This is a genomic window from Streptomyces flaveolus (assembly GCF_044765825.1).
In the GTDB taxonomy this organism is placed as follows: Bacteria; Actinomycetota; Actinomycetes; order Streptomycetales; family Streptomycetaceae; genus Streptomyces; species Streptomyces flaveolus.
In genome coordinates this window covers 391687-418628 of the sequence record NZ_JBIWKU010000002.1, presented here as the reverse complement: position 1 = coordinate 418628, position 26942 = coordinate 391687, and the positions used below count along the sequence as shown (strand labels likewise).

The window sequence follows — 26942 nt, the reverse complement described above, 5'->3', positions numbered from 1 at the left end:
CATGCACCGCGTCACCGCAGTCGTCGTGCCGCCCGTGCTGAGCTTCGACGTCTCGATCCCGCTCATGGTGTTCAACAGCGTCCCGCACTACGACGTGCGTATCTGCACGGCGCTGCCCGGCCCGACGCCCACCGTCGGTGGCCCCGACATCGTGGTGCCGGACGGCTTGGACGCGGTCGAGGGCGCAGATACGGTGATCGCCGTCGGCAGCGGCGGCGAGCAGGCTCCCACGGAGGTCCTCGACGCCCTGCGGAATGCCGCGGCCGCCGGCACGCGGATCGCCTCCCTGTGCACGGGTGCTTTCGTACTGGCCCAGGCCGGCCTGCTCGACGGGCTCCGCGCCACGACCCACTGGGGGCTGGCCGGCGACCTTGCCACTCGCTTCCCGTCAGTCGATGTGCAACCCGACCTCCTCTTCGTCGAGGACGGCGGCATCTTCACCTCGGCGGGTGCGGCCGCCGCCATCGATCTGTGCCTGCATCTGGTCAGGACCGACTACGGCGCAGCGGTTGCCAACACGGCCGCGCGACTCGCGGTCGTCCCTCCCGTACGGCCGGGCGGACAGTCCCAGTTCATCCAGACACCGCTACCGCCGGAACGCGGAACCTCGCTCGCTCCCACGCGCGCCTGGGCACTCGAACACCTCGATGGCCCGCTCACCCTGACCGACCTGGCCGGTCACGCCAGGACGAGCGTGCGCACCCTCACGCGACGCTTCCACGCGGAGACCGGGCTGAGCCCGCTCCAATGGTTGCTCCACCAGCGCATCGACCGGGCCAAAGAGCTGCTGGAGACCACCGAACTGTCCATGGACCAGGTAGCCCGGAAGAGCGGCCTGGGCAGCGCGGACTCCCTCCGCAAGCACATGACCGGCCGGGTCGGCCTCACTCCCACGGCCTACCGCGCAAGCTTCAACCGGGCGCCCGCGGACACCTCCCGCTGAGGCCCGAAGCAGGACCCACCCGATAACGAAAGAAGGCTCCGTCGGGGTGCAGCAGCGTGACCCTCACGCCCGGCGCTGAGCATCCCTTCGCCGCTGCATCGGAGTCGACAGCCCCCCTGACCTGCTCCCTGCCACGGCGGCCGGGGCAGACGCGCGTCCGGGCACGCGGGGGCGCTTTTGCGCACGGTGAGGCCGCCACGAATGATCATGTTCACCCCGCAGTCCCCGTCGCAGAGGGCCCCGCACCCGGGCCGGGGCGGCCGCCGGTCCGGTCAGGTGCCGCTCAGGCGCCGCGAGCCGTGTGGCGGAAAGCCGTCGGCGTCGTCCCCGTCCGCTGCCGGAAGAACTTGGTGAAGTCGCTGGCGTCGGCGAACCCCAGCCGTGCGGCCACGGCAGCGACGCCCGCCGGACCGTGTGCCAGCTCCCGTTTGGCCTCCAGCACCACGCGTTCGTCGATGTAGCGCTTGGCCGGCATGCCGGTGACGGCCTCCGTGGCCCGGGTGAGCGTGCGACGGCTGTACCCGAGCGCCGCCGCGTAGTCCTCCACCCGGCGGGTGACCGTGAAGTCCCGCTCCACGGCCGCGTGGAACCGGCGGAACGTCTCGTTCGCGGCCGGTCCCCCCGGCTCCGAGCCGTACGCACCCGCCAGGCGCACCAGCAGCACCGCCAGCAGGTGCCGCAGCACCCGCAGGTGGGCCTCCAGAGGCAGCTCCGCCATCGCCTCGTACTCGTACCGCAAGTGGTCCAGTGCCCGGCGCAGACCCTCCGCGTCCGGGGCGCCCGGCGTAAGGGGGGCCTGGACCGATGCCACGTCGGCGACCGAGGTAGCGGCCGTCTCCGTGTCGGGGAAACCCGCGGGGAAGGCGACCACCAGGCCCTCGGCCGTCACCAGGTCCTCGCCCCAGCGCTGCACCTGCCCGGGGCGGATCCACAGCCAGGCTCCGCCGGGCAGCTCGTGCCGGGTGAAGTCCACCGACACGGTCAGGCGGCTGCCAGGCCGCACGGTGACGAGCTGGTGGAAGGCGGGGCGCAGCGAGGCGTACGGGTCGTTGCCGTGCCGGCGGGCGCGCTCGGCCAGTCCCGCCAGTTCGACCAGCTCCAGACCCGGCGGTGAACCGGCCGTACGCCGAAGGGCCAGGTCCCGGATGACCGACCGCTGCGCAACCTGTCCTTTTTTCCCCATGTCGAGTCCCGAGTGTACCGCCGCACCCCGTCACCGGGCTCCTAGCGTGAGGACGTAGGCGCAGATCAGCGCGATGCTTGCGGAAGGAAGCCCAGTATGAGACTGGTCGTGGGGATGACGGGAGCCACCGGCGCCGTGTTCGGTGTCCGGTTCCTCCAGGTGCTGGCCCAGCTGCCGGACGTCGAGACCCATCTGGTCCTCAGCCGGTGGGCGCGGACGACCATCGAGTTGGAGACGGGCATGTCCGTGGACGAGGTCGGCGACCTGGCCGACGTCGTGCACCGGCCGGAGGACCAGGGCGCCACCATCTCTTCCGGGTCGTTCCGCACCGACGGCATGGTGATCGTGCCGTGCTCGATGAAGACCCTCGCCGGGATCCGTGCCGGCTACGCCGACAGCCTGGTCGGGCGCGCCGCCGACGTGGTGCTCAAGGAGCGCCGCAGGCTCGTCCTCGTCCCGCGCGAGACACCGCTGAGCGAGATCCATCTGGAGAACATGCTCGCGCTCTCCCGGATGGGCGTGCAGTTGGTGCCGCCCATGCCCGCCTTCTACAACCATCCGCAGTCGGTGGACGACATCGTCGATCACATCGTGGCCCGGATCCTCGACCAGTTCGACCTGCCTGCCCCCGCCGCGAAGAGGTGGGAGGGCATGCGCGCCGCCCGCCGGCTGCGACCGGCTTCCTGACCACGTTCCCGTCGCTGCCCTGTGCCCCGACGCCCCCCCACCCCGACCCTTTCGGTTTCCACGGAGTACCCATGGCTTATGACGACCTGCGCGGTTTCCTCAGCACGCTGGAGAAGGAAGGCCAGCTGCTGCGCATCACCGACGAAGTCCTGCCCGAACCCGACCTGGCCGCGGCGGCCAACGCCGCCGGACGCATCGGCGAAGGCGCGCCCGCCCTGTGGTTCGACAACGTCAAGGGCTTCACCGACGCCCGGATCGCCCTGAACGTCCACGGCTCCTGGGCCAACCACGCCCTCGCCCTCGGCCTGCCCAAGCACACCCCGGTCAAGGAGCAGGTGGAGGAGTTCGCCCGGCGCTGGGACGCCTTCCCGGTCGCCCCCGAGCGGCGCGAGGACGCGCCGTGGCGGGAGAACACCCAGGAGGGCACTGACGTCGACCTCTTCTCGGTCCTTCCCCTGTTCCGCCTCAACGACGGCGACGGCGGCTTCTACCTCGACAAGGCCGCCGTGGTCTCCCGCGACCCGGAGGACCCCGGTCACTTCGGCAAGCAGAACGTCGGGACCTACCGTCTCCAGGTCATCGACAGGAACCGGCTCGCGATACAGCCCGTCCCCGTGCACGACGTCGCGATCCACCTGCGCAAGGCGGAGGAGAAGGGCGAGGACCTGCCCATCGCCATCACCCTCGGCAACGACCCGGTGATGGCCATCGTGGCCGGGATGCCCATGGGGTACGACCAGAGCGAGTACGAGATGGCCGGCGCCCTGCGCGGCGCTCCCGCCCCGATCGCCACCGCCCCGCTCACCGGCTTCGACGTGCCCTGGGGCTCCGAGGTCGTCATCGAGGGTGTCGTCGAGAGCCGCAAGCGGCAGATCGAGGGCCCCTTCGGCGAGTTCACCGGGCACTACTCCGGCGGCCGCCGCATGCCCGTCGTCCGCATCGACCGCATCTCGTACCGCACGAACCCGGTCTTCGAGTCCCTCTACCTGGGCATGCCGTGGACCGAGTGCGACTACCTCGTGGGCCCCAACACCTGTGTCCCGCTGCTGAAGCAGCTGCGCGCCGAGTTCCCCGAGGTCCAGGCCGTCAACGCCATGTACACCCACGGTCTGCTGGCCGTGATCTCCACCAGGAAGCGGTACGGCGGCTTCGCCAAGGCCGTGGCCATGCGTGCCATGACGACCCCCCACGGCCTCGGCTACATCACCACGGTCATCGTCGTCGACGAGGACGTGGACCCGTTCGACCTGCCGCAGGTCATGTGGGCGTTGTCCTCGAAGGTCAACCCGGCCGGCGACGTCATGATCCTGCCCAACCTCTCGGTGGTCGAACTGGCCCCCGCCGCCCAGCCGGCGGGCCTGACCAGCAAGATGATCATCGACGCCACCACACCCGTGCATCCCGACACGCGAGGCAACTTCTCCACGCCGACCAAGGACCTCCCCGAGGCGAAGGACTGGGCGGCCAGGCTCCAGCGCCTGCTGTCCGAAGCCCGCGGCTGACGCCCGCCTCCGGCACCGCCCTACCGGCTCCCTATCAGGAAGGCACTCCCATGACCGACTGCTGCGCCCGCTGTGCCCACGAGAGCATCGGGACCCTCTACTCCTCACCCGTCCCCGGTGTCTGGGACGTCCTGCAGTGCGACCGCTGCCTCTACACCTGGCGTACCAGCGAACCGCCCCGGCGTACTCGCCGCGACGCCTACCCGGAGGCGTTCCGGCTGACGCAGGCGGACATCGAGAACGCCACCGAGGTACCGGCCGTCCCACCCCTCCGCACGGCCGCCTGACTGCGTCCGGGGCGGGACCGAGCTGCGGTGCTCGGCGATCACCGGCGCCTCCCGCCCCGAGCAGGGCACGGCAACGCCGCCGCCTCCGGCCGTGAGCCGCGCCCCGGCCCGCCGGCACCAGCCGGGCGGTCCGCCGCGGGCCGCATCCGTCGCGCTCGCGGAGTGGGTTGCCACCAGCTCTCGGGTGAAGCCTTGCGGCCGATGAGGCGGGGCTGGCGGCCCTGACCGAGACGGCGGGCAGGTGCCCGGACCAGAACGCCACGTACGAGCCGGCCGCGCCCTGGGCGAGGGCGCCGGCGAAGTCGCCGCCGCCGAAGATGGGCAGGCGCGGCCGGGTGGCTCCGCGGAGCCGTCGGGACCGTGCGGCGCGCGCCCGCGCGGAGGCCCCCCGAAGACGCGAGTTCGTCCGTGCCCCGCCCCGGTTGGGGTACGAGATCCTCCAACGCGGGCCGCGTCCCCACGCCGGGTGAAGACGGGTGTCGGCGCGGCGGTGGCACACGCTTGCCCCGGCGACGATCCGTATGCCTGCCAGGTGCCGGTCAGTTTCCGTCCGGCTCTCCCTGGCTGCGTACGACCTCCTTCATCTTGGCCAGCGCGAAACCCCATCCCTGCTCGACCGTCGGCTTGGCGGGAACGGCGATCTCGTCGGGATTGGTGAGGACGTCGAGCAGCACCGGGCCCGGGGTGCGGAAGGCGCGTTCCACGGCGCTCTCCACGTCGGCGGGGTCCGTCACGCGGATACCGGTGATGCCCATGGCCTCGGCCACGGCGGCGAAGTCGGGGTTGTCGAGTACCGTGCCGAACTCGGGCAGGCCGGCCTGCTCCTGTTCGAGTTTCACCATGCCCAGCCGGCGGTTGTCGAAGACGACCAGCTTGACGGGGAGTCGGTACGTCTTCAGCGTCATGAGGTCACCGAGGAGCATGCTCAGTCCGCCGTCACCGCAGAAGGCGACGACCTGCCGCTCGCGGTCCAGGAACTGGGCCCCCAGGGCCTGGGGCATGGCGTTGGCCATCGAGCCCAGGTTGTAGGAGCCGACAAGGCGTCGCTCGCCCCGCATCTCGACGAACCGCGACAGCCACACCGTGGCCATGCCCGTGTCGGAGGTGAACACTGCGTCGTCGGCCGCGAGGCGGTCCACGACCGCGGCCAGGGCCTCCGGCCGGATGTCGTGGGCACGGTTGTCCAGGGCGGAGCGGATGTGCCCCACGACGCCCTTGTCGTGCGACGGGTCGGCGAGCCGGGCCTGGCCCGTACGCCACTGGTCGAAGCGTTCACGCGCCTTCTCCACGTGCGAGCGGTCACGCGCACCCTCGGACCCGGCGGGTGCGGCGGCGAGGTGGTTCAGGAGGTCGCGTACGGTGGCGCCGGTGTCGCCCACCAGCCCCACGTCCACCGGGACACGGCGTCCGATGTGGGTCGCCTCGGTGTCCACCTGGATCACGGTCCGGCCCTCGGGATACCAGTCCCGGTAGGGGAAGTCCGTGCCGAGCAGCAGCAGGGTGTCCGCGTCCTGGAGGGCCGCCGCCGCGGCGGGATTGCCGATCAGGCCCGTCTGGCCGACCTGGAAGGGATTGGCGGCGCCCTCGAAACCGGCCTTGGCCTTCAGGGTGAGCACCATGGGCGCGGCCAGGCGGTCGGCGAGGGTGAGGACGTCCTGGCGGGCAGCCCGGGCGCCCTCGCCGACGAGCAGGGTGACACGCTCCGACCCGTCGAGGAGTTCCGCGGCGCGGCGGACGGCGGACTCGTCCGGCCGGCTCAACGGGGCGTTCAGCGAGAACCGGGCCGGCCGGTCCGCGGTCAGTTCGCGCTCGCCCAGGTCGCCGGGCACGGTGAGGACGGCGACGCCCTTGCGGCCCAGTGCGTGGCGCACGGCCGTCTCCAGCATCTGCGGCAGTTGGTCGGGTGAGGTGACGGTCGCGCGGAAGACGGCCACGTCGCTGAAGAGGGCGTCGTTGTCGACCTCCTGGAAGTAGTCGCTGCCGATCTCGGCGAGCGGCACCTGGCCGGCGATGGCCAGCACCGGGGCGTGGCTCTTGGCCGCGTCGTACAGCCCGTTGAGGAGGTGCACGGAGCCGGGCCCGACGGTGCCCATGCACACGCCGAGGGTGTCGGTGAGCTGCGACTGGGCGCTCGCGGCGAAGGCGGCCGCCTCCTCGTGCCGGCATCCCACCCACTCCAGGCCGTCGGTGGTGCGGATGGCGTCCGTCAGGGGGTTGAGGGCGTCTCCCACGACGCCGAACACCTGGCGCACGCCGAGTTCGCTCAGCGCGTCCACGATCACTTGGGCAACGGTACGGGCCACGTGAGTCCTCCAGGTCACACGGTGAAACGATCAGGGTCGGCGGCCTTCCAGTCGGCCGCCCATGAAGCCGGTGGCTCGACGAGCAACTGCCCCGGCTCGAGCCACTCGTACAGCTCCTCGTAGGAGCGTTCGGTGAGGGGGTCGACCCGCCGCCGGAGCATGTGCGGGCGCAGCTCCGCGGGGTCGGTGACACCCATGGACGCCATGATCTGCAGGGCGCTCGCCACGGTCGCCTCCTGGAAGCGCCGGACGCGCGGCGTCTTGTCCCGCACGTCCAGGGCACGGGCTCGGCGGGGGTCCTGGGTCGTGACGCCGGTGGGGCAGGTGTTCGTGTGGCACCTCTGTGCCTGGATGCAGCCGACGGCGAACATCATCGCCCGTGCCGCGTTGCCGTAGTCGGCGCCCTGCACCATGCGCTTGACGAGGTCGGTACCCGTGGCGATCTTGCCGCTCGCCCCGATCCTGATCCGGTCGCGCAGGCCCGCCCCCACGAGCGCATTGTGCACGGTGAGCAGGCCCTCGGTGAGCGGGGTGCCCACGTGGTCGGCGAACTCCAGGGGCGCGGCCCCGGTCCCGCCCTCGGCTCCGTCCACCACGATGAAATCGGGCGCCGTGCCCTCCTCCACCATGGCCTTGCACACGGCCAGGAACTGCCGGCGTGAACCCACACACAGCTTGAACCCGGCCGGCTTGCCACCCGACAGCTCACGCATGCGGGCGACGAACCGCACGAGTTCACGCGGAGTGGAGAACACCCGGTGGTACGGCGGCGAGACGACCGTACGTCCCTCGGGCACGCCCCGGACCCGGGCTATCTCGGAGTTCACCTTGGGCCCCGGCAGCACACCGCCGATGCCGGGCTTGGCGCCCTGCGACAGCTTCAGGGACACACACTTGACGTGGTCGTGCGCGGCCTTGTCGGCGAACTCGGCGGCGTCGAAGCCGCCGTCGCGGGTCCGGCAGCCGAAGTACCCGGTGCCGATCTCCCACACGAGGTCGCCCCCTGGACGCAGGTGGTACTCCGACAGCCCGCCCTCGCCGGTGTCCTGGGCGAACCCGCCCGCCGCCGCACCGCCGTTGAGAGCCAGCACCGCGTTGGCCGACAGCGAGCCGAAGCTCATCGCCGACACGTTCAGCAGTGCCATGTCGTACGGCCGGGTGCAGTCCGTGCCTCCGATCCGAACGCGTGGCGGGGACTCGGGCACCGGGCACGGCGCCATCGACGGGACCAGGAACTCGTAGCCGGGCTGGTACACGTCCCGTTCGGTACCGAACGGCTCCTCGGCGTCGGTGCCCTTCGCCCGCTCGTAGACGATGCTGCGCACGTCCCGGTCGAAGGGGCGCCCGTCGAAGTTCCGCTCGACGAAGTACTGCTGCAGCTCCGGACGTATGCGCTCCAGCAGGAAGCGGGCATGCCCGAGCACGGGATAGTTGCGCAGCACTGAATGCCGGCGTTGCACCAGATCCCCCACAGCCAACAGGCCCAGCAGGAGTACCGGCACAGCGGCCAGCAACCACCAAGGGGAGGCCAGGGCCGCGGCCAGGGCCGCCAGTACACCTGCGACGAGGATCAGAACGACGATTGCCATGCGTGTCACCACTAGCTCATTGCCGTGCGATCGCTCTCCAGTCCTGCGGTTGCGTCAAAGATCCACCAAGCGCGTGCCTGCCCGGCCCCCGGGGAAGGAGGACGCCGGTCCGCTCGAGCGCGCTCTGGGCGGGCCGGCCGGCTTCGGGCGGGCTGCCCATTCTGCCGATCTTCGTCGATGCCTTCGACGTCGATCCGTTCCTTGCGGACCTGGCCGCGCAACGCGTCCTCGTCCGTCTGTTCGCCGGCTTCTGCTGCCCAGCTCCAAACCGTGACGGCGGCACTTCCCTAACGGGGCGGCGCGGTCCACAGTGGAAGAAGCACTTCTGCGCACCGGAGGCGATCATGCTCCTCCTTGGCATCATCCTGCTGGTGGTCGGTTTCGTCACAGGCGTATCGATCTTGTGGACGATAGGGATCATCCTGGCGGTCATCGGCGCGGTTCTGTGGATCATGGGCTCCATGGGACACGCGGTCGCCGGCCGTCGGCACTACTGGTGACCTCAGACAGCCGGCCGCACTGCATCGACGCACGGCAGCCGCCGCGGCAACGCCCTCGATCGCCTCCGGGAGCAGCGGGGCGTGGGGGAGAAGGTGCCGGGTGCCGTCCTCGTGGCGCAGGGCGACTCCGCTGTCGGCGAGCATCAGCACCGGCTCGGCAGCTCGGCGCCTGCCTCGCCCACGCCACGGCCGCGCGCCTCGGGCACTACTGCGATCCGGCGGCCCGCGGAACTACGGCCGACCTTCTGCCGACCATCAGGAATAGATGCTGGTCAAAGTAGGTAAAATAACGACACCGCATCTGTCCGGTCGGTTGAAGGACTGAACGGCGCGATCCGCCCTCTGCCCCCGGACCGGTGAGAAGAGGTGCCTCATGGATCCATGGCTTGTCTGGTTGATCGTTGCGGCGGTTCTGGCGGTGGCGGAGATCTTCACGCTCACCGCAGCGCTCGGCATGCTGAGCGTGGCCGCAGTGGTCACGGCCGGAGGGGCCGCCATCGGGTTGCCGGTGCCGTTCCAGTTCCTGGTCTACGCCGTCGTCGCCACGGTCACCGTGCTGTTCGTGCGGCCGATCGCGCTGCGCCACGTGTTGCAGCCCCAAGTGGCACGGTTCGGTATCGACGCGCTGGTCGGCAAGGCCGCCTACGTCACCTCGGAGGTGACGGCCACGGGCGGCAGGATCCGCATCGACGGAGAGGAGTGGACCGCCCGCCCCTACGACGAGACGCTGGTGATCGCCACCGGAGCGACCGTCGACGTCATCCAGATCAGCGGCACCACCGCCTTCGTCTACCCACGGGACTGAAGCCATGGACCTGTCCGCGTCTCTCATCGCCGGCCTGATCGTCGCGCTCATCGCGATCTTCACCGTGGTGCGGGCGGTGCGCATCGTGCCCCAGGCACGCGCTCGCAACGTCGAGCGACTCGGCCGCTACCACCGCACGCTGACTCCCGGGCTCAGCCTCGTCATCCCCTTCATCGACCGCGTACATCCGCTGATCGATCTGCGAGAACAGGTCGTCTCGTTCAAACCGCAGCCGGTCATCACCGAGGACAACCTCGTCGTCGAGATCGACACGGTCCTGTACTTCCAGGTCACCGACCCGCGAGCGGCCTTCTACGAGATCGCCAGCTTCCTCCAGGCCGTCGAACAGCTCACCGTCACCACGTTGCGCAATGTCGTGGGCTCGATGGACCTGGAGAAGACGCTCACCTCACGGGACACCATCAACAGCCAGCTCCGCGGCGTACTGGACGAGGCCACCGGCAAGTGGGGGCTGCGGGTGAACCGAGTGGAGATCAAGGCCATTGATCCCCCGCAGTCCATCAAGGACGCGATGCAGAAGCAGATGCGGGCTGAACGGGACAAGCGCGCGGCGATCCTTGGTGCGGAAGGCCAGCGCCAGTCGCAGATCCTCACCGCCGAAGGGGACAAGCAGGCTGCCGTCCTGCGCGCGGAGGGGAACCGGACCGCGGCCATTCTGCAGGCCGAGGGCCAGTCCCGGGCCATCGACGAGGTGTTCCAGGCGGTGCACCGCAACGACCCCGACCCCAAACTCCTCGCCTACCAGTATCTCCAGGCGCTGCCCCAGCTCGCGCAAGGCCAGGGGAACAACTTCTGGGTCATCCCCAGCGAGATCACGTCTGCCCTTCAGGGCGTGTCCCGAGCCTTCAGCGAGGTGCTCCCCCCGTCCCCGGCAACCCGCGAGAAGCCGTCGAGCGACGACATGGCCGCCCAGGCCGCCAACGACACGGCGCAGGCGGCGGAAGCCGCCGCGGAGGCCCTGGCCGACGCCGCCAAGGCCGACGGCGTCCCCCCGACCGAGCCTCTGCCGCCCCAGTCACCGCGTTGACGGCGAGCGGTCGGCGAGCTCATCGTCCGCGGTGAGGACGGACAGCGTGTGGTGCCGGAACGGATGCCTCTGTGCTCCCGAGCCCCGGGCCACGGGGCTGCTCCCACTCCCTCGGGGCGCTCCGGCACCACAGCACTCCGGCACGCCCGCCGGGCGCTGCCTCGCCGGTGCAGTGCAGGCGTACCCTGCACCGTTGTGGTCACCGCACGCGAACTCAACCGAGCTGCCCTCGGCCGCCAGTTGCTGCTCAGGCGAGAGCTACTGACCGTCCCCGAGGCGGTGCGGCGCGTGGTCGCGCTCCAGGCGCAGCATCCGGCCTCGCCTTACCTCGCGCTCTGGAACCGGGTCACGGGGTTCGCACCGGCCGAGCTCGATGCTGCCTTCGTCGAGGGTGCGGTGGTCAAGGCGACCCTCATGCGGATCACCTTGCACGCCGTGCACGGCGAGGACTATCCGGTCTGGCGCGCGGCGGTGCAGCCCACCCTGTACGCCTCCCGGCTCGGCTTCCGCTTCGCCGAGGCAGGGCTGACCCCAGCGGACGCCGGCGAGCTGGTGCCGGAGCTGCTGGCCTTCGCCCGTCGGCCGCGGACTTCGGCCGAGATGAAGGCGTGGGTCACGGAGCGGCTTGGTGCCGAGAAGACGGACGGGGCGTGGTGGGGGCTGAAGGCGTACGCGCCGCTGCACCATGTCCCGACAGGCGCGCCGTGGTCATTCGGCCTCCGGCCGTCCTTCGTCGCGGCTGGGACCGGGCCCGTCCCCGGGGGGAGGGCAGTGGATCCACAGGCGCTGCAGACCTTGGTCCTGCGCTATCTGGCGGGCTTCGGACCCGCGTCGGTGGCGGACGTGGCGCAGTTCGCCATGGTGCAGCGGGCGCCCGTTCGCGCGGCTCTGCGTGCTCTGGACGGTGCTGTCGAGCAGGTCAAGGGGCCGGACGGTGGCACACTGTTCGACCTCCCGGCCGCCCCCCGGCCCCCTGCGGGTACTCCCGCGCCGCCTCGGCTCATGGCGATGTGGGACAGCATTCTGCTGGCTTACGCCGACCGCAGCCGGGTGATACCCCCGGCCTACCGTCCCCTGGTGATCCGCAGAAACGGAGACGTACTGCCCACCCTGCTGGTGGACGGCTACGTCGCCGGTGTGTGGCGCCCGGTGCACGGGGGCATCGAGGCCACGGCATTCCACTCCCTGTCACCCGCTACCTGGGACGGGCTCGCGGCCGAGGCCCAGTCTCTGAAGGAGCTGCTCGGCGACCGCGAGGTGGAGATCTACAGCCGCTACCACCACTGGTGGGCGAAGCTCCCCGCCACCGAGGTGCGGACCCTGTGAGCAGCTGATCCGTCGCTCAGACTCAGGCGGCTGTGACGGAAAGGAAGGGTCTCGCCGCTCGTGGAAGGGACCGGCGCCGTGACCGGCGTCGTCTTCGGCCGTCTCACCGTCTCGGGGACCGCTGCCACCGTGATCACGGCCTGACGGCACCCGCCCGGTGGCCACCAGAGCGCAGAGCCACCCGTCCTTCTCACGCGGGTTCAGCCGTCGTCGAGCCCTCCAGGTCGACGGACGAAGTGACCGCCGGAGCCGTGGCCCGCTTCCGCCACAGCGTGCTGCGCAGATCGGAACCGCGGACGAGCTGTACACGCCACGGGGCGATCCGCAGCACGTGGTAGTCGGGATCGCCGGGGCCGCCACGCCAGTAACGGACCGGGTCGTAGCCCACACCCAGCGGACCGCCCCGCTCGTACAGCTCCCACGCGTGAACCTTGGATTCCTCGTCTTCGGCCCAGGTGGAGACGCTGTCCACGAAGACCGCGTTCTGTCGGGGGCTCCAGTAGGCGTACGTCGTATGGGGGTTGCCCGCCAGATGTGCACTCTTGACAGGGGTTCGGTATGCGGCGAGCCAGCCGACCGGCGCACCGTCGACAATCTCCCACACAGGCAGCAGTACACGAGCGCGCGGGCGGTTCTGACGGTCGACGGTGACCATGGTCGCGTACTTGATGTCGCGGATGTAGTCGAGGAAGGTGCGCTCGATCTCGGAGAACTCGCTGACAGCGACGGCCATGACCCTGCCCTTTCGAAAGTCACCGGGAGACGGGGGCGTCGGTGCGCTCAGCGGCAGCGGCAGCGCCCGGGGGAGTGGACGCCACACCTCCCTGCTGGGAGCGCAGGCCGAAGGCACTGACGACTGCGGCGATGACGGCTGCCGCAAAGGGGACGAGCAGACCGGCCCGGTAGCCGTCGAGCAGGGCTTCAGGAGTCTGCGTGCGAGTGGCGGCCACGCTGACGGCGGTGGCCGCCGAGAGACCGAGCGCGGCACCGAACTGAAAGGCGGTGTAGAGGAGACCGCCCGCGAGTCCCTGCTCTTCCTCCGCGATCCCCTCCGTAGCCACAATGGTGAGGGGGCCGTACGCCAAAGAGAAGGCGAGACCGAGGACGATCAGGCTCGGGAACATCGTCGCGTAACTCCAGTCCGCTCCTACCGGAAGGAACAGCCCGTAGGAGAGCACCGCGAGCAGAAGACCGCCCAGGATCACCTTGGCGTTGCCGAAGCGGTCGACCAGTCGTGGTGTGAGGGTCGGCGAGAGGATCGCGTCGATGCCAATGATGAGCATCGCGAAGCTCGTCTCCAGCGTCGACCAGCCGCGCAGTTCCTGGAGGTACAGCACCACCAGGAACTGGAATCCGAAAAATCCGGCAGAGAACAGCATCGCCGAAAGGTTGGCCCGCACCAGGGGGCCGTGACGCAGGATCCCCAGGCGCACGAGGGGCTCGGCGGACCGCCGTTCGATGACGAGGAAGGCCACGAGGAACGCCAGCCCGGCCAGCAACGTACCGGCGCTGACGGCCATCCCGGCATGGGCGGCACGCTCGACGCCCAGCACGATCAGCACGAGTGCAGCGGTGACGGTCAGCGCGCCGGCCACGTCGACGCGCTTGCCGGATCTGTCGGGCCGTGCCGACCGGGGGACGAACACCAGGGCCGCGACGAGGATGAGGAGGGAGAGCACGACCGGGGCGAAGAACACCCACCGCCAGCCGACGGCGGTGAGCAGCCCGCCGGCGACCAGACCGATCGTGAAGCCTCCTGCGGCGGTGCCGGAGTAGACAAGTAGTGCCTTGTTCCGCTCCGGACCCTCGGCGAAGCCCGTGGTGATGATGGACAGACCCGCCGGAGTCATGAAGGCTGCGGCGACGCCCGTGATGAACCGGGCGAGGATCAGCATCCACTCCTCAGTGGCGAAGCCGCCGAGCCCGGAGAACAACAGGAAGACGGTGAGCCAGAAGACGAACATCTGACGGCGTCCGAACAGATCAGCGGCCCGTCCGCCGAGGAGCATGAAACCGCCGTAACCGAGTACGTAGGCGCTCATCACCCATTGCAGCTCACCGGTGGACAGTCCTAGATCGGTGCGGATCGACGGCAGGGCCACGTTGAGCATGGCCACATCAATGCCTTCGAGGAAGATCGCGCCGCACAGTACGAGCAGGATGCCCCACTTGCGTGCGCTCAGCCCGCCCGACGTACTCAAGGCACTCATGACGATGTACTCCTTCCGGAGTGAGGGGTGTTGTCGGTGCCCCAAGCCTTCGCCACAGCCGAGGCGGGAACAACAGCGGCCTTCGCAACGTTCGGTCAGCCAGGCTTACCGATCCGTACCCGCACGTATCTCGGAGACGTATGTGGACCAGAGCGAACTCGACTGCTTTCTCGTACTCGCCGAAGAACTGCACTTCGGACGTACCGCCACCCGACTGCATCTCTCCCGTGCCCGGGTGAGTCAGCTCATCGCCAAGCTGGAACGCCGCGTCGGAGCACCTCTGTTCACACGCACCAGCCGGCGTGTGGCCCTTACCGGTCTGGGCGGCCGCCTCCGTGACGACCTCGAACCGCACTACCGCGGTATCGAGGACGCCCTGGCGCGGGCTGTCGCGTCGGCTCGCGGTATCGCGGGAGTCCTCCACGTCGGATTCTCCACGCCCCTCGCCGGGGAAATGGTGATGAAGGCGACCGAGAAGCTGCACACCAGCCATCCGGAACTCGCCGTCGAGGTATGCGAGGTACCGCTCTCAGATCCGTACGGAATGCTGCGCAAAGGCGAATTCGACGTCCAGTTGACCGACTTTCCCGTGCGCGAGGCCGACCTGACCCGCGGACCCACGCTCCTCGCGGAGGACAGAGTCCTTGCTGTCGCGGCCGGGCATCCTCTGGCCGGACGCAATTCGGTGACACTTGAGGATCTGGCCGGTATGCCGTTGCTGGCCATCGCGGGCGACCTCCCCGAGTACTGGCTGGAACATCAGGTGCCGACGCGCACACCCAGCGGCAGGCCCATCGGGCAGGGGCCGTCCGTCACCAACTTCCAGGAGGCACTGACGCTCGTCGCCGGCGGCAAGGGAGCCCTGCTGGCAGGGGCCCACATCGCCATCTACCACGGACGCCCTGGAGTCTCCTACGTCCCGGTGGAGGAAGATACGCCACTCGGATACGGCCTGATGTGGCGGTCCGGCGGCAGCACCCGGGCAATAGAGCTCTTCAGCCACATGATCCGCGAGACCGCGCGGACCATGGCGGCCACCGAGACCCGGCGGCACTCGAACGAGTAACGCACCTGACGTGCGCGGCTCAGCTTTCGTGACCAAGCGGCCACGAAAGCTGAAACCCTCCCGTGCCCACTGCCCCGCGATCCGCGAGATCCTCCCGACCGGCGGATTCGGCGCCCGCTACGCCGAGGAGCATGCCCCCGACTGGGTCTGACCCCCACCCGAGCGGGCCTATGAACCAATCACCGGTCCGCCGTATGAACATCCGGAGCCCAGCCGCCCTCACGGGCCGGTCGTGGCGTCGCGGGCCGCGAAGGCGGCGGGCGTGAGACCGGTGCGGTCGCGGAAGAAACGGCCGAAGTTCGCGGGGTCGGTGAAGCCGAGGTGGGCGGCCACGGACCGGGCATCCCATTGGGCGCTTCCCAGCAGGCGCCGGGCTTCGAGCAGGCGCCGCTCGTCGATGAGCTCTCGCACTCCCTTACCGGTGGCGTCCCGGGCGGCGCGGCTGAGTGTGCGGACCGAGCAGCCGAGCAACTCGGCGTAATCCGCGGCCCGGTGCAGTTCGCGGAAGTGCAGCTCCAGGGCGTCCGTGAACCGCCCGTAGGTGTCACCACGGCTCGTGCCCGCACTCGTGTCGGCGGGGGTGATCCCGGGAGCGTTGGCGAGGCGCAGCAGCAGAGATTCGAGCAGGCTGCGCCGCAGAGCGTGGTGAACATCGAGAGGCCGGCGCCCGAGGGCGCGGTGTTCGTCCAGCAGCTGGAGCGCCGTCTGCCGGAGCCAGGCGGCGTCGTCGGGGTGCGGGCTCAGCACGGAAGGAGCGTCGTGCGCGGTGAGCGGGGCCAGCAGGCGGGCGAGGTCGGGCCGCAGCACATCCGGCTCGAACAGGATGAACGGGCCGCGGGCGGCGCCGGGCGGATGCCAGCATTGCGTGTGTCCGGGACGCACCCACAGCCACTGGCCGGGGGCGACGATTCGAGTGATGTGGTCGACGTCGTGCCGCAACTCGCCCTCGGTGACGGCGATGAGGTAGTGGAAGGTGGCGCGGCCAGGACGGGGCGGGTTCCACGGCCAGTCGTCGTGCTGGGCGAAGAAGTCCTCGACGGTACTCACCTCCGGACCGTACGGGGTGCCGACCGGGGGCTGGAAACCGTACAGCGGGACCGCGGCCGGCCCGGCCTGTCCGCCCGTCCTGGAGTGTCCGTTCTCGACCATCACGTGTCCGCAGCCTACTGCCCTTTTTGTCGACTTCGAGGGAAGGATGGGATGTGCCGCCGCGACCACCCCCTGAGGAAGGCAACCTCCCCATGAACGGAACGACCCTGCACCAGACCGCCGCCGACTGCGCCGAGGGGCTTCCCGGTACGGCGCTGGAGCATCCCTTCGGCGACGACTGGGAGGTCTTCAAGGTGCGCGGCAAGGTGTTCATGCTGATGACCGAGGTCCCGGGCCGGCCCGTCGTGATCCTCAAGGCCGACCCCGATGAGGCCCACGCCCTGCGGGAGCAGTACAGCCACATCACGCCCGGCTACCACATGAACAAGAAGCACTGGATCACGCTGGAGGGCGGGAACGACATCGACAAGGAACTCGTCGGAGAGCTCGTCACCGACTCCTACCGACTCGTGGTCACTCACCTGCCCAAGGCCGAGCGGCCCGTCGACCCGCACACCTACGGCAGCCGCACGCGGGCGGCCCGGTGAGCGCGGCCGGCAACCGGCTCCAGGACACCGCCCGCCGAGTGGCCCTCGCGCTGCCCGGGACGGACCACGGTTATCCGTTCACCAGGCACCTGGACGTGTACAAGGTCGCGGGCAAGGTGTTCCTGATCGTCACCGAGGACCCGGACGAACAGATCATCACGGTCAAGTGCGAACCCGAACACGCCCGCGCGCACGTGGAGGCCTACGCCTCGATCACACCGGGCCGCTACCTCGACAAACGGCACTGGATCTCGCTCGGACCGGGCCCCGGCATCACCAAGCGACTGGTCACCAACGTGGTCGAGGATTCCTACGACCTGGCCGTCGACCGGCTGCCACAACGCGACCGCCCTCATACCCGATGAGCACCGCAAGCGCGCCCCCGAGCCGCTGAGCCCAGGCCCGTCAGTGCCCCCTGCAAGGCGCGCCACGCCCGTACACCTCCGCCTGCGATCCGAGAGACCGATGGAACGGACCGAGGCGACCCTGCCGTAGGGTCAGTGACCGGGCTGCTCGAGGTGCTCGTCCGCCGGTGAGGGATCGGTGGCTGAAGCGGAGGCTGTCAGTGTCGTGCGGCGGGTGTTGACGGCGGGGGCGAGGAAGACCGCCACGGCTACGAAGGCCAGGACGGCGGTCATCGCGGTGCGCAGACCGAAGTGGTCGCCGAGGAAGCCCAGGCCGGGGGGTCCGACGAGGAAGGCGACGTAGCCGATCATCGCCACGAGGCTGACGCGGGCGGCCGAGTCGGGCCCGGAGTCACCGGCCGCGGAGAGGGCGAGGGGGAATCCCAGTGATGCTCCCAGTCCCCACAGGAGCACGGCCGCTCCGGCGAGCAGGGCGTTGTCGGCGAAGATGACGACGGCGAGGCCGAGTGCGGCGGAGACCGCGCTGGCTCGGACGACGGGGGCGCGGCCGAAGCGGTCGATGAAAAATCCGCCGCCGAAGCGGCCGATGGCCATGGCGGCGGCGAAGCCCGCGTAGACGGCCGATCCCAGGGCGGGGTCCATGTCGTGTCCGTCGACCATGAGCAGCGGGAGCCAGTCGTTGGCCGCGCCCTCGGCCAGGGCCATGGTCAGCACGATGCCACCGATCAGCAGCAGACGCCGGTCCTTCCACACCGCGGGCCGGCGGGGCTTTCCCGCTGCGCCGGACTGCCGGCCGGCGCGGGTCCGGCCGACGCCGTGCGGGATGCTCCGCAGGGCGTAGGCGAAAGTGGCCGCGGTGACGGCGGCCATGGCCGCCAGGTGCCAGTGCACGGGGAAGCCGACAGCGGTGCACAGGATGCCCAGCGAGGCTCCCACGACGGTGCCCAGGCTGAAGAAGCCGTGCAGCGTGGGCAGGACCGTGCGGCCGGTGATCTGCTCGACCTCGGCTCCGTCGATGTTGACCGCGACCTCACCGCCGCCCATGCCGGCGCCGAACAGGAAGAGCCCCGCCATGACGGCCGGCGCGGACGACCACAGCGCTCCGCAGCCGATCACCGCCATGCTGAGGATGACGAGCGCGGTGCCCACACCCATGACCGGCCGGGTCCCGAACCTCGCCACGAACGCCCCGGAGCCCAGAACGCCGAGCATCGAGCCGACGGAGAGACCGAACAGGACGATCCCCATCTGTGCGGTCGAGGCGTCCAGTTGGTCCCTGATGTCCGGCGTCCGGGTCACCCAGGAGGAGATCGACAGACCAGGCATCAGGAAGAAGAGGAACAAGGCCGTGCGGCGGCGGCGCGTGGTCAGGTCTATCACTGCGGGCTCGATCCAGACGTGAGAGGCCGAGGACGTGGCCGTCCGCGGAGTGAGTATGTACAAACGTACATTCCCGCGGGGTGGTGAAGGAAGGGGATACCCCTGTCGGGCTGCTCGCGCGGGGGCGTGACGACCGTTCACCCGGCTCGCGGAATCGATCTCCGCCCGCTGCCGCGAGCCGCTGGAGGCGGCCACCGCCGTGGAGGAAGCGCGGCCGGCGTGGTGGAGTTCATCCACCGGTTCCTGCCTGCTGTGTCGGGGTGGGCCTTCTACGGTCCGGTCTGCTCGGGAGTCGGTCGGCATGGGGTCGGCTCGAGCTGCTCTCACCGCCTTCGCTGCCCTGGTTTCAGCCGACGTCGACAGTCCCTTGTCTTCGTGGGGATGGCCAGGGGACACCTACCAGGGCGACGGGACAGGGCGAGTGGCGTAGTGCGGTGTGGTGGGTGGGTCCGAGTTCGCGACGCACCGTGCCATGCCGGTGTCGGACTCCGAGAACAAGTAGGTCGGCGTTGTGCGCGGCTTGGGCCAGGGCGTGGTGCACGGGGCCGTCGACGACTTGTCTGAGGATGGTGATGCCGCTTTCGGCGGCTGCCCGGTCCGGGACTGCCGTGCTGAGGAGAGTGTCGGCGGCCGGTGAGCTGCCGAGGCCAGGCGGGTCGTGTCGCGTTTCCTGCCGGCTGCGGGCGTGAACCGCCATCAGGTCGCAATCGCGGGCCCGCGCTTCGTGGAGGGCGAAGGCGACATGGGCGGCGCCGGCGTCGGTTCCCTCTCCGACTCCGAGGACGACCTGCCGATGACCTGATGGGCGCCCTGGAGCGGAGCCGCCGACGACCACAACGGGGCACCATGCGCGTTCTGCCACACCAGACACGATGGAGCCGGTGGACAGGTGTCGCATGAGGGCACGGTGTCCACGATGGCCGACGACCAGCGCGTAGGCGTCTTCTCCCGCGCGGACCAGGACGTCGATGGGTTCCCCGGGCAGCACTTCGGCGTGGACCCTGACTTCGGGGCGGCGCTCGCGGGCCCGGGTTTCGGCGTCGGTGACGATCTCTTCCAGTGCAGCAGCCTCGGTTCGGCCGTCGGGGAGATCTTCCGCAGGGGTGGCGCCTTCGAAGCGTTCCCATACGGACGCGTGCACAATACGAAGGGGCCGGCCGTGCAGGGCGGCTTCGTCGGCGGCCCAGTCGAGCGCCCTCATGCTGGAGGCGGAGCCGTCCACGCCCACCGTCACTGGCTTGTCCACCGGCCCACGCTCCCTTTCGTCATCAAGTGAAACGACGGTCTGCGGTGCCCGCAAGCCGCGCGGCCCCCAAGGGCGTCCAGATGGCTCTCGGTCAGCGCGGCGGTTCGCCGCGGACGGAGCCTGGGGCGCGCACACCGTGGTGGTCGGCTCGCGCGGGAGAGATAGCTGCCAGGGCACGCTGATCACGATGACGCCGGGGTGAAGCGTAGGCGTGCCTTGATCCGGAGTGCGGACTGGTTGTGCAGCAGGTTCTCCCACCAGTGGCCGACGACGTACTCGGAGATGTAGACGCCGACCATGTCGCGGATGCTGCTCTCGCGGCTGAGGGAGGAGCGTACGTAGTCGACGACGGGACTGGTGACCTCGCGTCAGGGGGAGTCCATGACCTTGAGGGGGACGTCGATGCTGAGTCGCTGCCGCTGGTCTTCCAGCGCGCGTGCCTCGTCGTGGTTCGACCGACCAGTCTCCCGCGCAGTGGTTCCAGCTTGGCCCGCACACTGACGTCCACTCCCAGCATCTCACCGACCTGCCGGGCCCTGACCGGCCCGGCCGCCTGCCGCACGGCGGCGAGGATGCGCTCATCATGCGCAGGATCGTGAAGGTGGGGGCGGTGGCAGACTCTGCCACCGCCCCCACTGGTTCGCGTACCGGGAGTGAGGGGGAAAGTGTCTGCTCGGCCGCTTCATGACAGCAAACCAGCCGCTCCGGTCGAGTACGCCTGCGTCAAGGCCGAGGACGAGTCGGCAAGACCGCACACTGACGCGCAGCGGGCGCGGAACGAGCGCTACTTCGGACCGGGCCCCGAAGCGGGGCGGCCGGCGGCGAGACCGGGCGCGTGGACCACCATCAAGTGCGGGCGGCCGAAGACGCTGGCAGTCGCAGGCCGCGTGGTCACGAAGCGACGGCCGTGCTGCGCTGCGACGGAGGCAGGAGCAGGACCTCCAGCGCCCCCGCGCACGCCCGCGCCTGTTCGAGGAACCACGTGACACTGTCATCGGCGATGAGGTCGGGAGTGCCCCGCACGGCGAGGGCGAACCGTGCCGACCCCAGGTGGTCGAGGACGGGCACGGCAACGGTCCGGACGCCCAGGGCGGACTCGCCGTCGTTGAGGGCGTACCGCTGCGCGCGCACCCGCTCCAGCTCCTCGGCCAGCCGCTCCCGGTCGACGATCGTGCGGTCGGTGAACGCGCGCAACGGCGGCAACGACAGCGTCCCCGCCTCTCCCGGGCGGGGCCACGCCAGCAGGACCTTGCCCAGCGCGGTGGAGTGCAACGGGCGGCGCAGACCCACCTTCGGCGTGACCGAGCCGCCGGCCACGATCACTGCGTGCGGGCCGCTGCGCAGGGCCAGGTCAGCGGTCGCGCCGGTGCGCCGGGCCAGGTCGGCGAGTTCGGGTGACGCCAAGTGCAGCCCGCGCTGGTGGTAGGAGAGCCGCCCGAGCTCGGTCACGGCGGGACCGAGCCGGTAGCGGGCCGTGCGCGGGTCCTGCTCCAGGAATCCGGCGCCGAGCAGGGTACGGGCCAGCCGGTGCGCCGTGGACGTGGACAGACCGAGCCTGCGGGAGATCTCCGAGGCGCTGAGGTCGGGGGCGTTGTCGTGGAAGCAGTGCAACACGTCCAGCGCCCGCCGCACCGCCTGGGCCCCGGCGACCGGAGTCTGCGCCACGATCGCGTCCCCTCCCGCTCATCGGCTTCCCCTCACCTGCCCACATCTCTGCGCAGGCGGCTCCGAACCGGATTCCGGCCGCTTCAGGTCACCTCGAGATTCCCACATCGTGGCAAGCCGGAGGACCCCTCGCTCCCTGCTGAAACAGTCTGTTCACGCTCGTTCCCACATCATGGGAAGCCACTTGCCGCGCGCTCGCGGCGCATGTCAGGCTGCGGTCACGCCGCCGGAACGGGTCCGGCGCGAGTCGTCGGAGGGGGCGAAGCGATGCACGCCATGGCTGCGCCTCCGCTGACCATGCGCCGTCACGTCGACCTCGGCCGCGTCGCCAGCGCCGTCTGTCGCTGACCGGCATCGCGACGTCGCCGCGGCTCCCCGCGGTTGTCCCTCGTAGCCCCGCAGCCCCGCACCGCCACCCCGTGGCGTAGTCCCGGCGGCGTGGTCACGACCCGCCCCGGTGCTCGTCCCGCCGTACCCAGCCGCTCGTAGTGGCCGCCACGCCCGGCGGCGGCACGCCCCGCACCAGACCGGACGACACCTCCGTATCTCACTTTCCGGTGGGGTTCCGCTCGCCGCGCCGCCGTTGCCGTGCCGCCCGACATGCTGCCCGCCCGACGTGCCGCCCGGCAGGCGTGCCGGCGGCGGGTAACGCGCCCCGCCCGCACCCACCTCCGCTTCGCCGCCCCAGCGGTGAGCAGCCCTCCGGGGAAGGAACCCATGACGTACCCATCCGTGCCCGAGACCCTGTGGTTCACCCGTTGTCCGGTGCCCACCGCGACCGGTATCGCTGCCGACCGGCGGTGGCTGGCCGATGAGTTCGCGCCGGAGGGGATCGCCGTGCGGTCCCTTCAGGACACCGAGGCCGACGTCGGGGCGGACATCCGCGGCACCCACTACACCCACGAACTGCCTGTGCTGGTTCGGGAGGGCGGCAACGTGCCTGCCCTGTGGGCCCGTGCACGCGGTGCCGAGACCCGGCTGATCGGCCTGACCTGGATCGAGGAACGGCAAGTGGTCCTGGTCCGGCCCGGATCCGGGATCCGGGGTGCCGCCGCCCTGCGCGGGCTGCGGCCGGCCCTGCCCCGCCATGGTGTCCCCATCGACTTCTGGCGGGCCATGGCGCTGCGCGGCTTCGAGGGCGCGCTCGCCTCCGCCGGACTCGGACTCGACGACACCCGGCCGGTCGACGTGCCCGCCGTCGGCCACACCGGGCAGTGGCAGGCCGAACTGGCTGCGCTGGCCCGCGGTGACGTCGACGCCGTGTATGTCAAGGGCGCCGTCGCCGTCGAGGCGGCGCGTCGGGCCGGTGCCGAGGTCGCCGTCGAACTCGACGAACTGCCCGACCGCCGCCACCGCGTGAACAACGGCACCCCGCGCCCCATCACCGTCCACCAGCGGCTGCTCGACGAACACCCCGACCTGGTCGACCGGTTCCTCGCGGTGCTGCTGCGTGCCGCCGACTGGGCGGCCGGGCAGCCGGACGAGGTCGCCCGCATCTTGGGCTCCGAGACCGGCGCCGGCGCCGAGGGAGTGCGCGGTGCCTACCGCCCCGGCACCCACCGCTCGCTGCACCCCGACCTCTCCGCCGAACGCCTCTCCCTGCTGGCCCTTCAGGAGACGGCGCTGCGCGGGCACGGCTTCCTGGCCGGACCCGTCGACGTTCACGCCTGGGCCGACCCGGAACCCCTGCGCCGAGCCCGCCGCCGGCTCGCCGAGCCCACATCCCGACCCCGCTCCCTCCACCCGTAGGACTGTCATGCGCGCCTCCAGATTTTTCCCAGCCGCCCTGGCCACCGTCACCGCGCTCGCCGCCCTGACCGCCTGCGGCACCTCGCAGGCCGAGACCGGCCCGGCCTCCGGCGCCACGGTCACCGTCCGCATCCCCGACCCCGGCAACTCCGGTGTGCTCGCGGTCGGCAAGAAGGACGGCTCCCTCGCCAAGGCCCTGGCCAAGGTGCACGCCAAGGTCGCCTGGACCGGCAGCGCGGGCCCCTTCGCGCCGGCCGCGCAGGCCCTCAACGCCGACCAGCTGGACATCGCCACCGGTTCCGTCACCTCCGGCATCACGTCCCTGGCGCAGAACCCGGGATTCAAGTTCTTCACCGCCAGCGCACCGGACGGGGCGGGCGAAGGCATCCTGGTCAAGAACGGCTCCTCGATAACGTCCGTCAAGGACCTGATCGGCAAGAAGGTCGCCGTCAACCAGGGCGGGACCGGTGAGTACCTGCTGCTCAAGGCCCTGGAGAGGGCGGGCGTCCCCGAGGACAAGGTCGAACGGGTCTACCTGCGGCCCGACCAGACGGCGGCCGTCTTCAACAGCGGCAAGGTCGACGCCTGGGCGGTGTGGGCAACGTACTCCGTGGCGGAACTCGGCACCGGCAAAGCACACTTCCTCACCGACGGCGCGGCCATCGGCTCCGACAACTACAGCCTGAACGCCGTGCGCACCGCGTTCGCGGACAAGCACCCCGAGGTGGTCAAGGCGCTCTACACCTACCTGCACGAGGGCAGCATCAAGGAGAAGCAGGACCCGGCCGCCTACCTGAACGTCAACACCGACGCCGGCCCCCAGGCGCTCACCGGCGAGGCCAAGCGCGTACAGACCGAGCTCACCTCCCAGGGCGGAACCGTCGAGCCGATCACCGACGCCGACATCACGCGGTTCAAGGCCGTCGCCCGCTTCTACGCCGAGCACAAGGTCACCCGCACCGAGGTCGACGTCGCCGCCCATCTCATCGACGTCACCGAGCTGTCATGACCGCCGTCCACCACATCCCGGCCGCGCCGGCCGGGCAGCGGGAGCTGGTGACGCCCCGGCCCGTCGCCCGACGTCCACGGCCGCGTCGGTTCGGTGCGGCCGTACGCGCCCTCGGTCCGCTCGCGCTGCTCGTGCTCTGGTGGGCCGCCTCGGCGACCGGCGCCCTCACCCCGGACGTGCTCGCCTCACCCGCCGACGTGATCCGCGCGGTCGGCGAGCTGTGGGGCAACGGCCAGCTGCCCGACGCGCTCGCCACCTCCCTGACCCGCTCCGGCCTCGGCCTGCTGCTCGGTCTCGCCGCCGGCCTCGCGGCCGGCGTCGTCACCGGCTTCACCCGCCTCGGCGACGAACTGCTCGACTCCACCATGCAGACCCTGCGGACCATTCCTTTCCTGTCCCTGGTCCCGCTGTTCATGGTGTGGTTCGGCATCAACGAGATCGCCAAGATCCTGCTGATCGCCGTCGCCACCACCTTCCCGATGTACGTCTCCACCTCCAGCGGCGTCCGCAGCACCGACACCCGGCTGGTGGAGGCCATGCGCAGCTTCGGCATGAGCCGGTTCGCGATCGTCCGCGAGGTCGTCCTGCCCGGAGCGCTGCCCTCGCTGCTCGCCGGGCTGCGACTGTCGATGACGCTCAGCGTGATCGCGCTGATCGCCGCCGAGGAGATCAACGCCACCGCCGGCATCGGCTACCTGATGGCCCAGGCGCAGAGCTACGCCCGCACGGACGTCCTCGCGGTCTGCATCCTCGTCTACGGCCTGCTCGGCCTGCTCGCCGACGCGCTCGTGCGCCTGCTGGAACGGGTGCTGATGCCGTGGCGGAGGGCCGAGCGATGACGACCGCATCCGGCACGACGGCCACCACCGCCGTACAAGTCCGCTCACTCGTCAAGGCGTTCGGCGACCGGACCGTCCTCGACGGCCTCGATCTCACCATCGGGGGCGGCGAGTTCGTCGCCCTGCTCGGTGCGAGCGGCAGTGGCAAGACCACCCTGCTGAGAATCCTCGGTGCCCTCGACGGCGCCGACAAGGGCGAGGTGCTGGTCCCTCAGACCCGCACCGTCGTCTTCCAGGAACCTCGGCTGATCCCGTCCAAGCGGGTGCTGGCCAACGTCACCGTCGCCCTGCCGAGGACCGACCCGGACCGGGGGCGCCGCGCGCTCGCCGAGGTCGGCCTGGAGAGCCACGCCCGCGCCTGGCCCGCCACCCTGTCCGGCGGCGAGGCCCAGCGCGTGGCGCTCGCCCGAGCCCTGGTCCGCGAGCCCGAACTCCTCCTTCTGGACGAGCCGTTCGCCGCCCTGGACGCCCTGACCCGCCTGCGCATGCACGATCTGGTCAGCGAGCTGTGCCGGGCGCACCGGCCCGCCGTGTTGCTCGTCACCCACGACGTGGACGAGGCCGTACGGCTCGCCGACCGCGTCTGCGTCCTGCGGGAGGGCCGGCTCGTCACGGACGAGACCGTCGACGTCCCGCGTCCGCGCGACCCCGGCGACCCGGCCTTCACCGCTCTGCGCCGCCGGCTGCTGACCGACCTGGGCGTGCCGCCCGCCACCACCACACCACCGGAGCGTTCCGCATGACCGTCACCATCGGCGTCCACAACAGCAACCCCACCCTCTATTACCTCTCACGCCTCGACCACGCCGCCGAGGAACTCGCCAAGGTGGGGGAGACCGTCGCCTTCCACCCCTACACGGACGGCGTACGCACCGGGCGGCTGCTCTCCGAGGGCGTGATCGACTTCGGCGGCACCGGCTCCACCCCGCCGGTCACCGCCCAGGCCGCCGGCCACGACATCGTGTACGTCGCCGTCTCCGCCCCACGCCCGGACCACGGCGCCCTCCTCGTCACCGAGGACAGCCCCGCCCGGACGGTCGCCGACCTCAAGGGGGGCACCGTGCACCTGGCCATCGGCTCCTGGCAGACCCACCTCGTCGCCAAGGCCCTCGACGACGCCGGACTGTCGTACGCCGAGGACATCACCCCCGTACGCGGCGGCGAGAACAGCGAGAGGCTGCTGCGCGAGGGCGCCATCGCCGCCTGGGTCGCCCAGGGCCCGCAGCTGGCGGCCGCCCTGCGCACCGGAGGCGTCCGGATCCTGGTCCGCACCGGCGACGTCATCACCGATCGCTCGGTGTTCTTCACCCGGCGGGACCTGGCCGAGAAGCGGCCCGAGGTGGTCCAGGCGCTGGTCCGTGCCCTCGTCCGGGCCGACGCCTGGGCGAAGGCCCACCCGCGCGAGGCCGCCGCGATCGCCGCCGACCACCAGGGCGGCACGGTCGACGACTGGGAGACCGCCCTGCGTGCCCTGCCCTGGAGCATCGAGGACGTCAGCGACGCGTTCCTCGCCGAACAGCAGCAGGCCGCCGACGTCTTCGTCCGCACCGGGTTCATCGAGGCGCCGGTCACGGTCGCTGACGCGGTCGCCCGACAGGACTGA

At 70.7% G+C, this 26942-nt stretch carries 27 protein-coding genes and 1 pseudogene; 18 read left to right on the top strand and 10 right to left on the bottom strand.

Translation table 11 applies throughout. The features are described 5' to 3' along the window. The first annotated feature begins 1 nt into the window (after position 1). On the top strand, positions 2-943 hold the full coding sequence (locus ACIRG6_RS07195) for a GlxA family transcriptional regulator (protein WP_403321370.1): 942 nt from the start codon (positions 2-4) through the stop codon (positions 941-943). A 283-nt stretch (positions 944-1226) separates the two neighbouring features. Here ACIRG6_RS07195 and ACIRG6_RS07190 read toward each other — a convergent pair whose 3' ends face one another. Further along, the gene (locus tag ACIRG6_RS07190) at positions 1227-2126 is read right to left on the bottom strand and encodes a helix-turn-helix transcriptional regulator (protein ID WP_364682636.1); all 900 of its coding nucleotides are present in this window, start codon (positions 2124-2126) and stop codon (positions 1227-1229) included. 96 nt (positions 2127-2222) lie between these two features. On the opposite strand from ACIRG6_RS07190, the gene ACIRG6_RS07185 reads away from it, so the two are divergent. The 3 genes from ACIRG6_RS07185 (at position 2223) to ACIRG6_RS07175 (ending at position 4602) form a co-directional block, all read left to right on the top strand. After that, positions 2223-2813 carry a non-oxidative hydroxyarylic acid decarboxylases subunit B gene (locus ACIRG6_RS07185; RefSeq protein ID WP_318216711.1) on the top strand — a complete coding sequence of 197 codons (591 nt, stop codon included), beginning with the start codon at positions 2223-2225 and terminating at the stop codon, positions 2811-2813. A gap of 71 nt (positions 2814-2884) precedes the next feature. Continuing rightward, entirely contained in the window at positions 2885-4315 is a 1431-nt protein-coding gene (locus tag ACIRG6_RS07180; RefSeq protein ID WP_318216710.1) for a non-oxidative hydroxyarylic acid decarboxylases subunit C, read from the top strand. Between the two features lie 50 nt (positions 4316-4365). Continuing rightward, positions 4366-4602, top strand: a complete 237-nt coding sequence (locus tag ACIRG6_RS07175) for a non-oxidative hydroxyarylic acid decarboxylases subunit D (protein ID WP_350722862.1) — start codon at positions 4366-4368, stop codon at positions 4600-4602. Between the two features lie 539 nt (positions 4603-5141). On the opposite strand, the gene ACIRG6_RS07170 is transcribed toward ACIRG6_RS07175, so the two are convergent. After that, complete coding sequence (locus ACIRG6_RS07170) at positions 5142-6905, bottom strand: thiamine pyrophosphate-dependent enzyme (protein ID WP_403321363.1); 1764 nt, start codon at positions 6903-6905, stop codon at positions 5142-5144. A gap of 14 nt (positions 6906-6919) precedes the next feature. Beyond that, the gene (locus tag ACIRG6_RS07165) at positions 6920-8503 is read right to left on the bottom strand and encodes an FMN-binding glutamate synthase family protein (protein ID WP_403321361.1); all 1584 of its coding nucleotides are present in this window, start codon (positions 8501-8503) and stop codon (positions 6920-6922) included. Between the two features lie 335 nt (positions 8504-8838). Here ACIRG6_RS07165 and ACIRG6_RS07160 point away from each other — a divergent pair, with 335 nt between their 5' ends. The 4 genes from ACIRG6_RS07160 (at position 8839) to ACIRG6_RS07145 (ending at position 12173) form a co-directional block, all read left to right on the top strand. Beyond that, positions 8839-8994 (top strand): DUF6131 family protein, encoded by a 156-nt coding sequence (locus ACIRG6_RS07160; protein WP_318216706.1) that lies wholly within the window; start codon positions 8839-8841, stop codon positions 8992-8994. A 373-nt stretch (positions 8995-9367) separates the two neighbouring features. Beyond that, positions 9368-9799, top strand: a complete 432-nt coding sequence (locus ACIRG6_RS07155; protein WP_350722856.1) for an NfeD family protein — start codon at positions 9368-9370, stop codon at positions 9797-9799. Positions 9800-9803: 4 nt separating this feature from the next. Next, positions 9804-10847, top strand: a complete 1044-nt coding sequence (locus ACIRG6_RS07150; protein WP_350722854.1) for an SPFH domain-containing protein — start codon at positions 9804-9806, stop codon at positions 10845-10847. A 195-nt stretch (positions 10848-11042) separates the two neighbouring features. After that, the gene (locus ACIRG6_RS07145) at positions 11043-12173 is read left to right on the top strand and encodes a winged helix DNA-binding domain-containing protein (protein ID WP_403321359.1); all 1131 of its coding nucleotides are present in this window, start codon (positions 11043-11045) and stop codon (positions 12171-12173) included. Positions 12174-12363: 190 nt separating this feature from the next. Here the strand turns inward: ACIRG6_RS07145 and ACIRG6_RS07140 are convergent, their stop codons facing one another. Next, positions 12364-12906, bottom strand: a complete 543-nt coding sequence (locus tag ACIRG6_RS07140; protein WP_364822762.1) for a pyridoxamine 5'-phosphate oxidase family protein — start codon at positions 12904-12906, stop codon at positions 12364-12366. Between the two features lie 19 nt (positions 12907-12925). Further along, complete coding sequence (locus ACIRG6_RS07135) at positions 12926-14383, bottom strand: MFS transporter (protein ID WP_403321357.1); 1458 nt, start codon at positions 14381-14383, stop codon at positions 12926-12928. Positions 14384-14525: 142 nt separating this feature from the next. Between ACIRG6_RS07135 and ACIRG6_RS07130 the strand changes: the two genes are divergently transcribed. After that, the gene (locus ACIRG6_RS07130; RefSeq protein WP_364682619.1) at positions 14526-15449 is read left to right on the top strand and encodes a LysR family transcriptional regulator; all 924 of its coding nucleotides are present in this window, start codon (positions 14526-14528) and stop codon (positions 15447-15449) included. A gap of 10 nt (positions 15450-15459) precedes the next feature. Beyond that, a complete protein-coding gene (locus ACIRG6_RS07125) occupies positions 15460-15600 on the top strand; it encodes a hypothetical protein (RefSeq protein WP_364682617.1) in 141 nt (46 codons plus the stop codon). Positions 15601-15668: 68 nt separating this feature from the next. Here the strand turns inward: ACIRG6_RS07125 and ACIRG6_RS07120 are convergent, their stop codons facing one another. Continuing rightward, entirely contained in the window at positions 15669-16598 is a 930-nt protein-coding gene (locus ACIRG6_RS07120) for a helix-turn-helix domain-containing protein (RefSeq protein ID WP_403321822.1), read from the bottom strand. A 92-nt stretch (positions 16599-16690) separates the two neighbouring features. Between ACIRG6_RS07120 and ACIRG6_RS07115 the strand changes: the two genes are divergently transcribed. Together ACIRG6_RS07115 and ACIRG6_RS07110 are read left to right on the top strand one after the other, a co-directional pair. Continuing rightward, positions 16691-17086, top strand: a complete 396-nt coding sequence (locus ACIRG6_RS07115; RefSeq protein WP_364682615.1) for an MmcQ/YjbR family DNA-binding protein — start codon at positions 16691-16693, stop codon at positions 17084-17086. Next, positions 17083-17451 (top strand): MmcQ/YjbR family DNA-binding protein, encoded by a 369-nt coding sequence (locus ACIRG6_RS07110; protein ID WP_364682613.1) that lies wholly within the window; start codon positions 17083-17085, stop codon positions 17449-17451. Before ACIRG6_RS07115 ends, ACIRG6_RS07110 begins: the two co-directional genes overlap by 4 nt. A 132-nt stretch (positions 17452-17583) precedes the next feature. Here the strand turns inward: ACIRG6_RS07110 and ACIRG6_RS07105 are convergent, their stop codons facing one another. From ACIRG6_RS07105 to ACIRG6_RS07090, 4 genes and pseudogenes are all read right to left on the bottom strand, one after another. Next, entirely contained in the window at positions 17584-18828 is a 1245-nt protein-coding gene (locus tag ACIRG6_RS07105; protein WP_364682702.1) for an MFS transporter, read from the bottom strand. Positions 18829-19177: 349 nt separating this feature from the next. After that, positions 19178-20077 carry a universal stress protein gene (locus tag ACIRG6_RS07100; RefSeq protein WP_403321353.1) on the bottom strand — a complete coding sequence of 300 codons (900 nt, stop codon included), beginning with the start codon at positions 20075-20077 and terminating at the stop codon, positions 19178-19180. Between the two features lie 91 nt (positions 20078-20168). Further along, a pseudogene (locus tag ACIRG6_RS07095) lies at positions 20169-20490 on the bottom strand (DNA-binding protein); the annotation flags it as partial. Positions 20491-20968: 478 nt separating this feature from the next. Then, positions 20969-21742: an IclR family transcriptional regulator gene (locus ACIRG6_RS07090; RefSeq protein ID WP_364682607.1), complete on the bottom strand. Its 774-nt coding sequence runs from the start codon at positions 21740-21742 to the stop codon at positions 20969-20971. 204 nt (positions 21743-21946) lie between these two features. Here ACIRG6_RS07090 and ACIRG6_RS07085 point away from each other — a divergent pair, with 204 nt between their 5' ends. The 6 genes from ACIRG6_RS07085 (at position 21947) to ACIRG6_RS07060 (ending at position 26942) form a co-directional block, all read left to right on the top strand. Then, positions 21947-22090 carry a putative leader peptide gene (locus tag ACIRG6_RS07085; RefSeq protein ID WP_350722838.1) on the top strand — a complete coding sequence of 48 codons (144 nt, stop codon included), beginning with the start codon at positions 21947-21949 and terminating at the stop codon, positions 22088-22090. Between the two features lie 369 nt (positions 22091-22459). Further along, the gene (locus ACIRG6_RS07080; RefSeq protein WP_364822755.1) at positions 22460-23491 is read left to right on the top strand and encodes an ABC transporter substrate-binding protein; all 1032 of its coding nucleotides are present in this window, start codon (positions 22460-22462) and stop codon (positions 23489-23491) included. Between the two features lie 7 nt (positions 23492-23498). Continuing rightward, positions 23499-24500, top strand: a complete 1002-nt coding sequence (locus ACIRG6_RS07075) for an NrtA/SsuA/CpmA family ABC transporter substrate-binding protein (protein ID WP_403321352.1) — start codon at positions 23499-23501, stop codon at positions 24498-24500. Then, a complete protein-coding gene (locus ACIRG6_RS07070; RefSeq protein ID WP_403321351.1) occupies positions 24497-25339 on the top strand; it encodes an ABC transporter permease in 843 nt (280 codons plus the stop codon). The genes ACIRG6_RS07075 and ACIRG6_RS07070 overlap by 4 nt, the downstream gene beginning before the upstream one ends. Continuing rightward, positions 25336-26082, top strand: a complete 747-nt coding sequence (locus tag ACIRG6_RS07065) for an ABC transporter ATP-binding protein (protein WP_364822748.1) — start codon at positions 25336-25338, stop codon at positions 26080-26082. The genes ACIRG6_RS07070 and ACIRG6_RS07065 overlap by 4 nt, the downstream gene beginning before the upstream one ends. Then, positions 26079-26942 (top strand): ABC transporter substrate-binding protein, encoded by an 864-nt coding sequence (locus tag ACIRG6_RS07060; protein WP_403321348.1) that lies wholly within the window; start codon positions 26079-26081, stop codon positions 26940-26942. The genes ACIRG6_RS07065 and ACIRG6_RS07060 overlap by 4 nt, the downstream gene beginning before the upstream one ends.